Here is a 15067-nt window from a genome sequence, read left to right on the forward strand (position 1 = left end):
CCAGTCTGCTCTTCCGCGGCGTCACCCGCCCCCGCGGAGCCTGGGCCGTAGGTCCCGATCGGTCGGTACGTGGCGGGTGACGCCGCGGAAGAGCAGACTGGACGCTAACGGTTTGAGTTGCTAGGAGGTCGCGTGAGCGACAGGAGTGGTTCTTCAGGCGGATTCGGGTTCGATCCCGAGGATTTCGATCGGATGATCAGGGAGGGCACCGAAGGTCTGCGCGACGTGTTCGAGCGCGTCAGCAGGTATGTCGGTGCGCCCGGCGGGCGCGGCGGATGGTCGGGGATCTTCGAGGACCTGTCCCGACGCCCCCGCCCCGAGCCGGAGACGACCGGCGAGGCGGGCGACGGGGTATGGGCCATTTACACGGTGGACACCGATGGCGGCGCTCGCGTGGAGCAGGTGTATGCCAACGAACTTGACGCATTGCGCGCCAACAAGAACAACACCGACCCGAAGCGCAAAGTGCGCTTCCTGCCCTACGGCATCGCGGTGAGCGTCCTCGACGATTCGGCGGACCATTCGACCGACGAACCGGCCGACGATCCCGAGTAACGCCGGACATCTCAACTTTTATCTGACCACCGGAAAACAATCAGGCAAGCTACTAGGCCGCCAATGCTCCATGCCGTGAGCACTAAGAATGTCTGCCAGTGCTCCCAACTGCCGGCCGGTTCGAAGACGACCATTTCCGGTGGCAACAGCACCGAACGAAATCCTTGTGCCATCCACTTGACCGGGAAGACCGAACCTATCGTCAACATCCACGCCGGCAACGCCATCAGCGGCACGTAGGTCCCGGAGACGAATTGCAATCCCACCGCAGGGCCATTTGTCATTACAGCGGCGGACACCGCGTTGATTGCATAGTTGCTGACAAATATGCCCAGCAGTGAACAGCTCACGATGCCCAGCAAAAATACCCATGTCAGCGTGAACCAACCGTAGCAGCTGGTAGGAATCCTGAGTTTGAAGATGAACACTCCCACCGCAAGCAGAATGAAAGCCTCTGCGAGACTGGCAATGGCAACAAGCATTATTTTTCCGATGAAATACGACACCGCGGTGGTCGGTGTTCCCCTAAGTCGCCTCAGGGCGCCGGTATCGCGGTCGGCGGCAATGCTGATACCCAAGTTGATAAATGAGGTAGAGAGAATTCCATATGCGAGCATGCTCGCCGCGATGACTGCCCCGGTGCTGGTATCGCTGTTCGGAAGTTTCGTCGAGAAGATTGAACCCAGCAACACGCAAATCACCGCCGGCATCGAGAATGTCAGCGCCAATTGCTCCGGCCGCCGGTAGAACATCTTCAATTCGGGGACCACCCGCGACAAACCGATACGCATTGCCGACGGCAGCGTCGACTCCGAGTCAGGCGAGCGGTGTCTCGGTGGGGAGGATTCTCGTGCGGGACTGATAGCCATTACTTCACACCGATCAACTGCAGATACGCGTCCTCGAGAGTTGGTCGAGAGACTGTCAGCTGAGTCAGTTCGCCGCCGTCCTTGGACCGCTGCCGGATGAGCTCGGTCGGGTGATCGGTCTGCTCTATGTGCAACTGATCTCCCTCAGTCCACCGGACAGTCGCTACCGAACCAACGTATTCGGTCAATTTCATCGGTGAGTCGACCGCCACCAGCCGTCCTCCTACGATGACCGCGACCCGGTCGGCCAACGCGGCGGCTTCGTCCAGGTAATGAGTTGTCAACAGGATGGTCGTGCCGTCGGCTGCCAATAGCCGGATCAAATCCCAGAATTGTCGTCTGGCTTCTGGATCGAACCCTGTCGTCGGCTCGTCCAAAAAAAGCAATTGGGGCATCCCGATGATCCCGAGTGCGACATCCAGCCGACGACGCTGTCCACCCGACAACGTTCTTACCTTGCAGCCCGAGACCGAACCAAGACCGACAAGCTCGAGTACCTCCTCGGGGACTCGAGTCTTTCGATAGCTTTTCGCGAACATCGTGGCGGCCTCGGAAACCTTGAGCATCCCGAAGTCACTAGCTTCCTGAAGCACTATGCCGATTTTCGCGCGCCAGGTCCTGCCGGCAGTTCCGGGGTCTTCGCCGAGCACTCGGACGTGCCCAGCGTCCCGCTTCCGGTGGCCCTCAAGTATCTCGATGGTCGTGGACTTGCCCGCTCCATTGGGCCCGAGAATCGCGACTATCTCCCCGTACCCGACATCCAGATCCAGATCCTGCACCGCGACCAACCGCCCGTAGGCCTTGGACAAACCCCGGACATGGACGGCGGACGGATGTTTGACGTATGTCATCGCCGTTGGCGAATCCGGGCGTGCGATGCAGTGGCCATCAGAGCGTTTCGCCCCTTTCCTGCTCGGCAGGTGGGCTCTCGAGTTCAACCAGCAATTCCCGCAGTTCGGCTTCGGATAACTGGCCGATGAGTCCATTGATGTCGTCCTCGGGCGCATCGGGTTCAACTCCGCGTTCCGCCATCGGCGTGGGCTCTGCGACCGGCAACGGAAGTTCGGCGAGTATCCGATCAGCCAGGGACGTGACACTGACGCCTCTAAGTATTTCCAGGACAGGTAGATCGATGCCAAACATTCTGTTGATCCTGAGTCTGAAATCCATTGCCATCATGGAGTCCAGGCCAATGTCGCTGAGAATGTCGTCGAATTCGATATCGCTGACGTCAAGGTCGAAGACACCGGCCACCAGCTGTCCAAGCCGCGCCGTGACGACGTCGAGCCGGTCGGCCTCCGAAAGCCCGAAAATCAGCTCCAGCACTGACAATTCGGCATCGCTGGATGGGGATGCGGTGTCGGCCGTGCCCAGTTCGGCGAACATTTGCGGCAGTCCTGCGCTGAATCCGATGCTGCGGGCCAGCCGCCAGTCGGCAGATATTGCGATGACGTTCGGGGCTTTCTGGTTGATCAGCCGGTCCAGAATCCGCACGCCCGCTGCGGGTGTGATGAGCTCAATCCCCCGCTGCGCGTAGACCTTTTCCAACTTGAGCTCTTCGACCATTCCGACCGACCACGGTCCCCACCCGATAGTGAGCGCAGGAAGACCCTGCGCCCGCCGGTAGTGCGCGAAAGCGTCCATGAACGCGTTAGCGGCGGCGTAATTGCCTTGACCGGGAGAGGCGACCACCGACCCCGCAGATCCGAACATCACGAAGAATTCGAGGTCGTGATGTTGAAAGGCATTGTGCAACACCCGAGTACCGGTGATTTTCGGAGCCAACACCTTGGCGAAATCGGCTTCGCTGATATTCACCAGCAGCTGATCGTGAACAGATCCTGCCGCGTGCACGATGCCGCGGACCTCGCGACCGCCCTGCCGAGTGTAATCGTCGAGCCACGACTGCACCTGATGTGCATCGGTGATATCGACGCTGGCGGTTACCACTTGAGCGCCGATGCGTTCAATCTTTCGTATCGTCTGGACGATCGCATACTGCGTGTTGTCCGAACCGATCGACGGCCATTGGTCTCTCGGCGGGATAGAGCTTCGGCCGAGCAACGCGATGTGTCGAGCACCGCGTTCGGCAAGGTAAGTGGCCACGCTGCGGCCGAGCGCTCCGGCTCCGCCGGTGACCACGTAGGTTGCATCAGCGGTGAGCTTCGTCGGGAAACTCTTGGCAAGGCTGCTGCAGGGTCGCAGGCGCGGCACCAACGTGGTCGCGCCGCGTATGGCGATCTGGTCCTCGGTTTTATTGCCAAGGACGTGCTCGCAAATGTGCGCGGCCGTCTCGGTGCGATCGTCGGCGCCGTCGGTATCGATGAGCCCGCCCCAGTGACCGATGAATTCCTGATGTCCGATTACCCGTCCGAGACCCCAAATGGCTGCTTGCTCAACGGCTATCGCTTCAGCTCCGAGTGCCGGTTGCCCGTTGGAGGTGACGAGGTAGAGGCGTGGTCGCACGGTGGTGCGCTCTGCGAACGCCTTGACCAGATGAAGGATCGTGAAGATGCCCACGTGGTCGTGTTGACTGTCCGCATCGGGGGCGATGTCCATCGGCCAACAATTGATGATCCCGGCGAGATCGCCGCCCTTTTCCAGGCAGGCATCGAGTAACTGGTGTAGCTGCTCGGGGCGGCGCGGGTTCAGGGCGTACCCGCAGTCGGTTTCGGCAAGCGTTTCGACGGGTTGGTGCACAACCGCCTGAACATATTGGCCCCGGCGGTGCAGTTGCTCGACGAGAGCAGTTCCGACACCGGAGGTGTCGACGAAGACCAGCCAGGACAATCTATCCGTTGCGGGTTCGCCCGGCAGCTGATCCTGTCCGTCCTCGGGGGAACTGACCCAGTGAAGTTCGTAGAGACCCTTATCGATGCGTTCTGAGGACATGCGAGAGGAGGCGCGCAGGGACTGCACGGTGAAGCCGGTGAACACGGCCAGCAGCTCACCATTGTCGCCGGTGATAGTGATGTCGCTTTCGATCTCTTCATCCGTGGCTGATGCCACCCGTACCTGAGCTGTCATCTTCGCCTGGGGGAGACCGAGAATGGCGCTCTGACGGATGCGGGTCGGAAGGTAAGGGCTCTCCGCGGTTTCGGGCCCGAGCAAGTTTGCACCGAACAGCGTCTGAAAGGCCCCATCGATCAGCGCGGGGTGGAATCGGTATCCATCGAGTTCGTCGGCGATCAGCGCTGGGACGGCGAGCTCGGCGGTTGCGCAACCCTCTGCGGCGGTGATACCGCGTACCGACTGGAATGTCTCACCGTATTGGAAACCAATGGTCTGGGTACGCGCGTAGAACTCCTCCCCGGAGATGGTCGTGGTGAGGTCCGTGCCGTTAGGCGCATCCCGCCGCGAACGTGGCCGGGTAAGGGTATTCAGCTCGGCAGTCGCGGTGATTGTCCACCCGACGTCCCCATCGCTTGTTGCCGTGAACGCGGCAAACTCAAGGGCCCCGGTGTCCTGGTTGAGAGTGGTCCGCAGAATGGGATCGCAAGTTCCGTCAAGGATTAAGGCCCGTCGCAGGACGAGGTTGTCGACGGTGTGGTCGAAAGATCCGTAGGTTTGTTGCGCTGCAGCCAAAGCTATTTCGACGAATACCGCTGCGGGCACAACGATGCTGCCGTGCACCTGGTGGTCCGCGAGGAACGGGGCGACGGCGGTGCTGAGTTCGGCTTCCCACGTTGGATGTACCGCGCGCACCGCTTGTCCCAGCAGCGGATGCACGGGGCGGTAATGCAAGTCCTCCGCCGCTTCCTGGGTCTCGTTCCAGAAACGTTTGGATTGCCACGGGTATGTGGGAAGCTTCAGTAGCCGCGCCCCGTCAGATGGCTGCAACGCCTCCCATGCCACGGCGTGGCCGTGACAGTACAGTGCGCCAACGCAATTCATCAGGACACGATCATCGTCATCGTCACGCCGCTGACTTGGCAAGACGACTACGTCTGTCTCTTCGGTGCCGGCGATCTCGATGATCGACGGCGCCAGCACAGGATGCGGGCCCAGCTCGACGAAGTGGGTGTAGCCGTCGTCCAGCATTCGGCGGGCCGCCGCTTCGAAAAGCACTGTAGCGCGGGTGTTTTGCCACCAGTAGGCGGCGCCGGCGGCGTACTGGTCCAATCGTTCGCCGGTGACGGTGGAGTAGAGCGGGACGGTCGCCACATCCGAGGACACGTGTTGCAACGCCTGGTACAGATCGTCTTTGACCGTGTCCATGTAGTGGGTGTGGTACGGCACCTTCCCGGTGAGAAACCGATTGAAAACCTTGATGTCGTCGAGCCGGTGGGCGAGGTCTTCGAGGACGTCGCCATCCCCTGCCAGGGTCACCGCCGATGGACTGTTGATAGCTGCGATGGAAATCCGGCGCCCGATTTCATCAAGTGATTCGTCGTCAAGCGTCTGTTGCAGAGGCCCGACACCGAGGCCGACGGCCAGCATCCGGCCCATGCCGCTGGTGCGTTGTTGCAACCGACTTCGGTGGTAGATGACTTCAATCGCTTGTTCGAAGGACAGCAGACCGGCCAGGTAATGCGAGGCCACTTCACCGGCGCTGTGGCCGACCACCGCGTCTGGCTTAATCCCGAACTGTGCAAGCTGTTCGGCGAGTGCTATTTGAATGGCGAAGTTTGCGGGCTGCGCTACGTCCGTTTCGGACATGCGTGATCCGGCTTCGTCGGATCGCAGTTCGTCGAGCAGCGACCAGCCCGTATAGCGGGACAGCGCACGGTCGCTGCGCAGGATGCTTTCGGTGAAAGCGGGATAGACGTCAAGCAGTCCCCGGCACATTTTCCACCACTGCGGGCCCATGCCGGTGCAGACAAAGGCCAGCTTGGGCGCCGTCACATCGGCGCGGGTTGTGGCGATCCGCACGCCGTCGGCAAGGGCTTGGAATTCGTCTCGCGCTTCCTCGAGGGTGCGCACGATGACTGCACGTCGATGGTTCAGGTGCGAACGGCGTCGACCGAGCGTATAGCCGAGATCCGACAAGGTGACATCAGATTGGGTACTGAGGTGCTCGGCCAATTGCCGGGCGGTTGCAGTCAGCGCGTCGCTGGATCTTGCCGAGACTGGCAGCACCGTCAGGGGCGGCTGCTGTGGACGATCAGGGAACCGGACACCGGTCGTTTGCGGCGGTTCGAGAAGTACGACATGAGCATTGGTTCCGCCGAATCCGAAGGAGTTAACCCCGGCGAGGCGTCGCCCGTCGCCAGGAAACGGGCGTCCCGTTCGTGGCACATCGATGCGCAAGTCCTCGAAAGATATTTCACTGCCGGGTTTTTCAAGGTGTAGGTGCGCCGGGATGTGTCCGTGCTTGAGTACCAACGCAGTCTTGATCAGGCCGGCTACTCCGGCACCGGCTTCGAGGTGGCCGATGTTGGTTTTGACCGATCCGATCAGCAACGGATTCGTTGCGGGCCGATCCCTGGCGAGGACTCCGGCCAGGGCCCGCAGCTCGACCGGATCACCGACGGGGGTCCCGGTGCCGTGGGCCTCCACGTACCCGATCTCGTCAGGCTGGACACCCGCTCGGCGAAGGGCAGCGCAGATCGCTGCCTGTTGCGCTTCCTCGCTGGGCACCGTGATGCTGTCAGTGTGGCCATCTTGTGAAACCGCCGTGCCAAGGATCTGCGCATAGACCTCGTCGCCATCGTGCAGCGCCTGCTGAAGCGGTTTGATGACGACGACCGCTCCACCTTCTCCCCGGGCATAACCATCCGCGGACGCATCGAAGGCTTTGCAGCGCCCATCAGGACTGAGGAATCCGCTCTTCGACTCGGCGATCGCGGTGTTGGGACCGACCATGATGTTGACACCGCCGGCTAGCGCGAGGTCGCATTCCCCATCCCAGATACTCTGCGCGGCAAGGTGTACCGCGACCAGTGAGCTGGAACATGCGGTGTCGACCGTCATGCTCGGTCCGTGGAAGTCGAAGGCAAACGAGATCCGGTTCGCCAGCATCGTCATCATCATTCCGGTGGCGGAATGAGTCTTGAACAGGAAACGACTGGTGCGACCCTGGTTCTGCAGGAGCTGGTAGTCGAGGGTGAACCCACCGATGAACACGCCGACGTTCGTGCCGGCCAACCCGTCGGCGGGGATTCCGCCGTCTTCCAAGGCTTCCCAGGTGGTCATCAGCAGCAGACGCTGTTGCGGATCGAGCAAATTCGCCTCGCGCGGAGAGATGCCGAAGAATTGAGCATCGAACTGATCGATCCGATCCAGAAACCCGCCACGGCGCGTCACCATCTTGCCGACTTTTTCCGGATTGGGGTCGTGATATTTCGCGGCATTCCAACGTGTTTCGGGAACTACGCGGGTGGCGTCGGTGCCGCTGCAAAGCAAGCTCCAGTACTTCTCGGGAGAATCTGCGCCGCCGGGTAAGCGGCATCCGATTCCGACGATCGCCAATGGCTCGCGATTGTCTTGTCCAGTGCGCATGTCCACCCTCTTGCCTTCGCGATCTGCGTCATGTTGTGCACAGCTGGAGGCAACTCGGGTGCCGGTGCCGGCTGTGATCTCATCGTCGAGTGCTGCTTACTCGACCAAACCCGTCACCGGCTGACTATCCAATCGTGGCTGATGGGATTCGTCGGTTGCTCGTGTCGGTATACGGCTCGAAGTTCTCTCAAGAACAGGTCGCCTTGCCATGCCTGCACCTGGCGCACAACATGGTCGTCGGCGAAGCTCTGAGATTTCTGCCCCACCACCGTCTCGACCAGTTGGCCAGCGACCTGACGCAGCAGCAGGACGTTCGCGTCGAATTGCGCACTGAACTCGACGGCTTTGCCCATCATCGCGGTGTGCAGTGTCACCATGAAATTCAGCGGCGCGTACAGATCAACAAACTGCGCCCAGGGGCGTGCGCTTTCTACTGCGGCCCACTCCTGGAAAAACCGCTGCATGCGGTTGCTGAGGTCGATGAGCCGTTGCAGATGGGGAACCACCGCGGGATCATCGGCCACGCTGACGAAGCGGCCGTTGGCGTAGAACAACCCGAGAAAACCCCAGTAAAAAGCGATGTCCCAGATGACCTTCGCTGACATCACTGCAGGAGAGCCCATCAATGCGTACTGGTTGCAATAGATGGCGAGCCACATATCCGTAAGAGATCGGAATAGCGAATCGTTGATAGCCGCCCGGGCGACAACGTCTTGCCCGCTCAGCTCTCGGGTGATCATGTCGGTAATGAGGCCGTTGCCAATGGCGATGAGGTCCAGTCCTGACGAATACAGCGGGTCCAGAAAAACACCGGAATCACCGGTGAGACACCAACGTTGGCCACCGTCATACACTTTCGACGCACCGTGGCTGTAGTTCTTCATCACCCTGAAGTCCTTGATCAGGTGATCATGCTGAGCCAGGGCGGCCGCGCACTGTGGCTCGTGTTCGGACAGCCACGCTTTGGCTTTGGCCAGCGTGTTGAAACGGTCGAACTCGTGGAAGGCCGGGTCGGCGACAATGCCGACGCTGGTCGATCCTGAGGCGAGCGGGATCAGCCAAACCCAATACCCCTCGCCCATCAGATGATTGGTTGACGACGCTCGTCTGCCTTCGACGAGGCGCTGCTGCCAACCGGATTCGTCGCTCCACTGCCCGATATCGATTTCCGCTGCAACGCGTAACCACACGGCATTGCAATTGTGTTCGTTGGTGCGCCTTACCTCCAGCTGTCGCGGCAGCAGCCGATTTCGGCCGGATGCGTCAACGACCCAACGCGCCATCGTCTGAGTGATCGTGTCGCCGGTTTGAAACGAGATTGTGTGCGAATCACCCTCGCGCCCGAACTCGACTGCTCGGACCCGCCCCATGCTCATTTCGATACCAGCGGCAAGGCACCGTCGGTGCAGTTCGTTCTCCAGCCTGCCGCGGTCGATTTGGAAAGTTACTTGAGGGGTGAAGCTGGAGCTGCCGAGTTCCATCCGCCGCGCAATGTCGGTATTCCCATTGTGGGAAAAGAACATTCGCAACCCCATCTTGCGAATCTGTGCGTTGTCCAGATGATCTGCCAGACCGATACGGTCACGCAAGTAGTGAGCAGCAACCTCGACGGTCGACTCACCGACGGTATGGGTGATCTCCGGTGCTGGGTGGCAATTCGGCTCAACGATCAGAATCCGGGTTTGCGGCCGCGCGGTGCGAACCTCGAGCGCCAGCGTCAGGGCCGCCACCCCGCCCCCGATGATTGCCACATCGTGACCGGCGGTAGGCGTGCGTCCATCAGCGAGCTGAACTCTGATCTTTCGCGCGAGCGCCGCGCGCTTTTCCGGGCTCATCTGGGACAACTGCTCTCGCACGTCCACGCGTCCCCCTCCCACGGGTCGCCTCGATCTGTAACTTATTTAATAATTAAGAACGCTACACTAAACACCCCTGCTCGCAAGTGAAGGATCTGGAAACCTGAGGTCAGAAGGCTGCCCGATAAGCAACGGTCGCTACGGTGCCCGTTCGGCCGCCCCTGAGTTAGGAACGCATGGCTCACAGCCAGCTAACCGGATCTTTGATCAACGGTTCGCACTACAACGTTGGGATCAAATCCATGGCCGCAGCAACAGCGGTGCACTTCTTTCTGGAACTGGCTGTAATCCTCGGCGCCTGCCGTTGCGTAGGGTTCCTGGCGCAACGCGTGGGACAACCGCAAGTCGTCGGCGAGATGATTGCCGGTGTACTACTTGGGCCTTCGCTGCTGGGTGAGCTGGCGCCGGGCATCCAGCACCAACTGTTTCCGCAGGGGGCGGCAAATGTGGTGTTGTACACAACGGCGCAGATTGGCCTCGTGTTGTACATGTTTCTCATCGGGCTCAATTTCGACGTCAATCTGATCAAACACCGTGTGGGTACCGCCGTCACGGTTTCCGCCGCCGGCATCGTCGCGCCACTCGCCTTGGGAGCGCTTGTCGCCCTTCCCCTTCTTGGGAGCGGAGACTTTTTCGGAAAAGATGTCACTCCGCCGATGGCCATGCTGTTTCTGGGTGCATCGATCGCGATCACCGCTTTTCCGATGTTGGCGCGAATCATCTTCGAGCAGAAGCTTTCCGGCACACCGCTGGGCACGCTGGCCTTGGCCTGCGGGGCAACTGACGATGCGTTGTCATGGTGCATTCTGGCAACGGTGCTGGCCCTTCACCGAGGTAACGCCACGGTGGCTGCGACGGCGATAGTCGGCGGAATCGTCTACTGCCTGCTGGCGTTGACGATCGGACGAAAGGCGTTGGCTGTACTTGGCCCGATGGCGGAACGACGCAACACGATCACCGCACCGATGCTGTGTACGGTCCTCATCGTGCTCATGGCGTGCGCGTGGTTCACGGACACGATCGGGATTTACGCCATATTCGGCGCCTTCATCCTTGGGGTGGCCATGCCGTCCGGCTTTTTCGCGCGCCATCTCACTGCCCGCCTCGAGCCGCTGGTTACCACGTTCCTATTGCCCTTGTTTTTCGTCTATTCCGGGCTGAACACGCAGATCGGCCTACTCAATAGCCCGACGCTGTGGGCGGTGACGCTGGGACTGCTGGTTGTAGCGGTTGCGGGTAAGGGCATCGCCTGCACACTGGCTGCGCGGTTGAACAAGGTCCCGCTTCGTGAGTCGATCGCACTCGGTTCGTTGATGAACGCCCGCGGTCTGATGGAGCTCATTCTCCTCAACATCGGTCTTGAGGCCGGCATCATCAACCGCACCCTGTTCACCATGTTGGTATTGGTGGCCATCATCACCACCCTGATGGCCGGCCCCGTATTCGAATTGGTCTACGGTCGACACCGGGTGGCGCCCGGTCGACAAAGTGTTCCCGCCGAGCACTCCTCCGCTGGGCCAGAACCCCTGGCAACCGCCGGCACGGATGCGCCCAATTAAAGGCTGTGCGTGGTTGTTTGCAGGAAGCGTTAAGCGATCAGCCTAACCGCCCTTGATTTCTAGGAGACCTCGAGGACACGCTTGCGCACGCCTTCGGTCGCCGCCTGAATCAGCCAACTGGTTGCCTTCCTGACGAAAACACCCGGGACGGGCGCCGCCAGCTCTACCTCAAGTTCCAGGCGGAGCCGGGTGGAATCACCTTCCCTCGTTAAGGTGTAGCGAACCTGTTGTGCGCGTAACTGCTTTGCGCTCAGCAGCGTCCAGCTGACGCTGTCATCTTGGAAGCTGTAATCGATCAACTGCTCGTCGCGAAAACCGATGACCTTGACAGTTTGCCGGGACTTGCTCGGGCGCCCCTGCTCATCTCGCTCGAGAATTTCGACCTTGTCGTGCAGGGCAGACCACTGTGGCAGTGACTCGAGGTCCATCAGAACGCTCATGACCTCGGCGGGCGTTGCCGTAATGACGACTTCGCGGAACTCGTTGATAGCCATCGACCGAACTATAACCAGTTCAGCGGGGAGTGGCCGCGAAAAAATGCGGGGTGATAGCTCGCGGACCCAGACAGAGGGAAGCCGGACGGCTTATTCTCTGCAGAGTGTGGCCGCCGCTTCCTCCGTCTGCCGTAACTGCGGCTCCGAGCCGCGCAAGGGCGCCCGATTTTGCGATGCGTGCGGTTCGCCGCTGACGGTGATGGTCCAGCCGGCCGAGTACAAGCAGGTGACGGTGCTCTTCGCCGACGTGGTCCGGTCGATGGACATCGCGGCAGCGCTCGGTCCGGAGCGGTTGCGTGAGGTGATGACCGAGCTGGTCGACCGGTCGGCCGCAGTGGTACAGCGTTATGCCGGCACGGTTGACAAGTTCACCGGCGACGGCCTCATGGCGTTGTTCGGCGCGCCGATCGCCTTGGAGGATCACGCTTTTCGGGCCTGTCTGGCCGCCATGGACATCCAGCAGGTGGCGCAGCGGCTCGCCGTCGAGGTGGCGCGCCGCGATGGACTAGAGCTGCGGGTGCGGGTCGGCCTGAACTCCGGTCAGGTGATCGCGGGCGAGGTCGGCGCCAGCCACCTTGGTTACACCGCGGTCGGCGAAGACGTGGGGATGGCCCAGCGGATGGAATCGGCGGCCCCGCCAGGCGGGGTCATGCTCAGCGAATCCACCGCCCGGCTGGTCGAGGATCGGGTCATTCTGGCAGCACCCGAGATGGTGCAGATCAAAGGTGTGGCGTCCGGTGTCCCGGCTCGCCGCCTGCTGGCCGCCGACATCGAGGATCCCCGGCGAACACGCAAGGTTCGGCACGAATCCCGTTTCGTCGGAAGACAATCGGAGACCGATGCCGTCGCCGGACTTCTCGACGGGGCCGCCCGCGGTAGCGGAACCGTCATCACCGTGACCGGTCGACCGGGTGTCGGAAAAACCAGGTTCGGACGTGAAGTGGTGGCCACAGCCAGCGGTCGCGGCTTCGAGGTGATTGTCACCTACTGCGAATCCCACACCGCCGACATCCCATTCCGGGTGGTGTCCCGACTGCTGCGGGCGGACTTCGGCATCGGCGCCCTGACCCCCGAGCGGGGACGGGCGCGGGTCCGCGCGAGGGTGCCCGGGACCAGTCCCGAAGATCTCATTCTGCTCGACGATTTGCTCGGCATCCGTGACCACGAGACGCCGCTGCCCGTCATCACCCCGGACGCGCTGCGGCGCCGACTCGTCGACCTGCTCGAAACGGTGGCGTCGACCCGCGCCGCGCCCGCTTTGTATGTCGTGGAGGACGCACATTGGATCGACAGCGTCAGCGAAGCCTGGCTGGCCGACCTCGCGGCCATGATGCCCCGGATGCGGGCGGCGCTGCTGGTCATCTACCGCCCCGAATATTCCGGGTTGCTCGCGACGATCCCCGGGGCGCATTCCTTTTCCCTTGCACCGCTGGATGATTCGCATGGAGCCGAGTTGATCAAGGAGCTGATGGGTGAGGATCCCTCGCTGCTTGACCTGTCGGCCGTGATCGCCGCCCGCGCCGCGGGTTCGCCATTTGCCGCCGAGGAGATCGTGCGCGACCTGGTCGAGCGCGGCGTATTGTCCGGCGCACCCGGAGCATATGTGTGCATCGGGCAGGCATCCGATGTCCACGTGCCGGCCAGCGTGCAGGCCGTGATCGGCGCTCGCATCGACCGACTCGGCGCAACCGCCAAACGCACCCTGAACGCCGCGGCGGTCATTGGCATTCGGTTCGACAAGGGGCTGCTCGAATCCTTGCTGGAATCACCGGACTTGGAGCCGTTGATCGAGGCCGAACTCATCGAGCAGGTGGGTTTCGCACCGCATGCCCGATATGCGTTCTGCCATCCGCTGATTCAGGCGGTGGCCTACGAATCACAGTTGAGAGCCGGACGTTCGGAGCTGCATCGACGCGTGGCGACGGTGATGCAGCTGACGCGCGGCCACTACACCGGCGAAGAGGCCGCCATCGTCGCTACCCAGTACGCCGCAGCCGGTGATCTGCGCGATGCCTTCGATTGGCATATGCAGGCGGCGACTTGGTATGGCGCGCGCGATATTTTGGCGGCGCGCAAGAGCTGGCAACTCGCGCGGCAAGTCGCCGATCAACTGCCCGAGGATGAACCGGATCGTCTTACCATGCGGATCGCACCACGGGCGTTGCTGTGCGGCAGCGCTTTTCAGGTAGGCGGTACCCCGGCGGAGACTGGTTTCGACGAGCTGCGGGAACTGACCACAGCAGCCGGCGACAAGAGGTCGTTGGTTCTCGGGATGGCTGGCCACCTGACCACGCTGACGTTCAGTGCGTGCAATACCGAAGCCGCCGACATGGCATCGGAGTTCGCCACGCTGGTCGAGTCCATCGATGACCCCGCGCTGACGGTGGGGCTGTTTTACGCACCGGCCCAAGCCAAGTGGGAGGCCGGCGAGGCCAGCGAGAGTCTGCGACTGGCCCAACGCATCATCGATATCGCCGATGGCGACGCCACCATGGGTGACTTCATTATCGGCTCTCCGCTGGCCGGAGCGCTCACCGTCAAGGGCGCCGCCGGAATGTTCCTCGGCCGGCCCGGCTGGCGCGATGATATGGAAGCGGGCATCGCGCTGGCCCACTCCGTTGCCCCCGATGCGCTGATGTTTGTGCAGCTGTACAAGTATCAGGCTGCGCTGCAGAACGGTGCCCTGGTGCCCTCCGCACACGATGCGGAGGTGACGGCGAAATGTCTGGAAATTGCTCAGCAATCCGGCAACAACACGTCATTGACGTACGCACTGCTCAATTGCGCCACCACCTTGATTCACGCCGACATCGATAAACACCGGGCCGACCGGTCTGCCGGCCTGCGCTACCTCGCCAAGGCGCGCGAGATGTTCGTCGCCGAAAAGCTGACCGTGACACTGCGGCGAATGGCCGACATCGAGTTCGCCCGCGAGCACGCGAGAACGGGTGATTTCGATCGCGCAATCGACTTGGCCACAACGGTTCTCGATGAACAGTTCGACTGCGGTGAGATGGTCTTCCGCGGGCCGGCCACCACCGTGCTGGTCGAAGCGCTGTTGTCGCGTGGGACCGCTACCGACATCGACGACGCACAGCGCGCAATTGACCGACTGGCCGGCGTTGCGACCGAGGCGGGTTTCGTTCTGTTCGAACTTCCCCTGTTGCGGCTGCGGTCGTTGCTGGCACGTGCCCGCGGTGACGAGCCCGGGTACCGGGACCTGCAGGATCGTTGCCGCGCTTTGGCGCAACAGGCCGGCTACGAACGCTATTTGGTCTGAGCCGTCTGAGCCG

8 protein-coding genes are annotated in these 15067 nt (G+C 61.8%); 3 read left to right on the forward strand and 5 right to left on the reverse strand.

Going from position 1 to position 15067, the window contains the following annotated elements; all coding sequences use genetic code 11:
• Positions 1-192: 192 nt before the first annotated feature.
• On the forward strand, positions 193-555 hold the full coding sequence (locus A5634_RS18605; RefSeq protein WP_065145525.1) for a hypothetical protein: 363 nt from the start codon (positions 193-195) through the stop codon (positions 553-555).
• A gap of 11 nt (positions 556-566) precedes the next feature.
• Here A5634_RS18605 and A5634_RS18610 read toward each other — a convergent pair whose 3' ends face one another.
• The 4 genes from A5634_RS18610 to A5634_RS18625 all read right to left on the reverse strand — a co-directional run bounded on the left by A5634_RS18610 (position 567) and on the right by A5634_RS18625 (position 9727).
• Positions 567-1346, reverse strand: coding sequence for an ABC transporter permease (locus A5634_RS18610; protein ID WP_253861733.1), 780 nt, complete (start codon positions 1344-1346; stop codon positions 567-569).
• A gap of 77 nt (positions 1347-1423) precedes the next feature.
• On the reverse strand, positions 1424-2275 hold the full coding sequence (locus A5634_RS18615; protein WP_065145505.1) for an ABC transporter ATP-binding protein: 852 nt from the start codon (positions 2273-2275) through the stop codon (positions 1424-1426).
• A gap of 37 nt (positions 2276-2312) precedes the next feature.
• Positions 2313-7865: a type I polyketide synthase gene (locus tag A5634_RS18620; protein WP_065145526.1), complete on the reverse strand. Its 5553-nt coding sequence runs from the start codon at positions 7863-7865 to the stop codon at positions 2313-2315.
• 113 nt (positions 7866-7978) lie between these two features.
• On the reverse strand, positions 7979-9727 hold the full coding sequence (locus tag A5634_RS18625; protein WP_253861735.1) for an NAD(P)/FAD-dependent oxidoreductase: 1749 nt from the start codon (positions 9725-9727) through the stop codon (positions 7979-7981).
• A 236-nt stretch (positions 9728-9963) separates the two neighbouring features.
• On the opposite strand from A5634_RS18625, the gene A5634_RS18630 reads away from it, so the two are divergent.
• Positions 9964-11280 carry a cation:proton antiporter gene (locus A5634_RS18630; protein ID WP_065145528.1) on the forward strand — a complete coding sequence of 439 codons (1317 nt, stop codon included), beginning with the start codon at positions 9964-9966 and terminating at the stop codon, positions 11278-11280.
• 59 nt (positions 11281-11339) lie between these two features.
• Here A5634_RS18630 and A5634_RS18635 read toward each other — a convergent pair whose 3' ends face one another.
• Positions 11340-11774 carry an SRPBCC family protein gene (locus tag A5634_RS18635; RefSeq protein WP_065145506.1) on the reverse strand — a complete coding sequence of 145 codons (435 nt, stop codon included), beginning with the start codon at positions 11772-11774 and terminating at the stop codon, positions 11340-11342.
• A gap of 106 nt (positions 11775-11880) precedes the next feature.
• Between A5634_RS18635 and A5634_RS18640 the strand changes: the two genes are divergently transcribed.
• Positions 11881-15054: an adenylate/guanylate cyclase domain-containing protein gene (locus A5634_RS18640; RefSeq protein WP_253861736.1), complete on the forward strand. Its 3174-nt coding sequence runs from the start codon at positions 11881-11883 to the stop codon at positions 15052-15054.
• Positions 15055-15067: the final 13 nt, after the last annotated feature.

Source organism: Mycobacterium asiaticum, assembly GCF_001673365.1.
In the GTDB taxonomy this organism is placed as follows: Bacteria; Actinomycetota; Actinomycetes; order Mycobacteriales; family Mycobacteriaceae; genus Mycobacterium; species Mycobacterium asiaticum_A.

Excerpts from the sequence above, each read along its gene's own strand:
- A5634_RS18605 (WP_065145525.1), top strand. The coding sequence starts at position 193 with ATGATCAGGGAGGGCACCGAAGGTCTGCGCGACGTGTTCGAGCGCGTC.
- A5634_RS18610 (WP_253861733.1), bottom strand. The coding sequence starts at position 1,346 with ATGCGTATCGGTTTGTCGCGGGTGGTCCCCGAATTGAAGATGTTCTAC.
- A5634_RS18615 (WP_065145505.1), bottom strand. The coding sequence starts at position 2,275 with ATGACATACGTCAAACATCCGTCCGCCGTCCATGTCCGGGGTTTGTCC.
- A5634_RS18620 (WP_065145526.1), bottom strand. The coding sequence starts at position 7,865 with ATGCGCACTGGACAAGACAATCGCGAGCCATTGGCGATCGTCGGAATC.
- A5634_RS18630 (WP_065145528.1), top strand. The coding sequence starts at position 9,964 with ATGGCCGCAGCAACAGCGGTGCACTTCTTTCTGGAACTGGCTGTAATC.
- A5634_RS18635 (WP_065145506.1), bottom strand. The coding sequence starts at position 11,774 with ATGGCTATCAACGAGTTCCGCGAAGTCGTCATTACGGCAACGCCCGCC.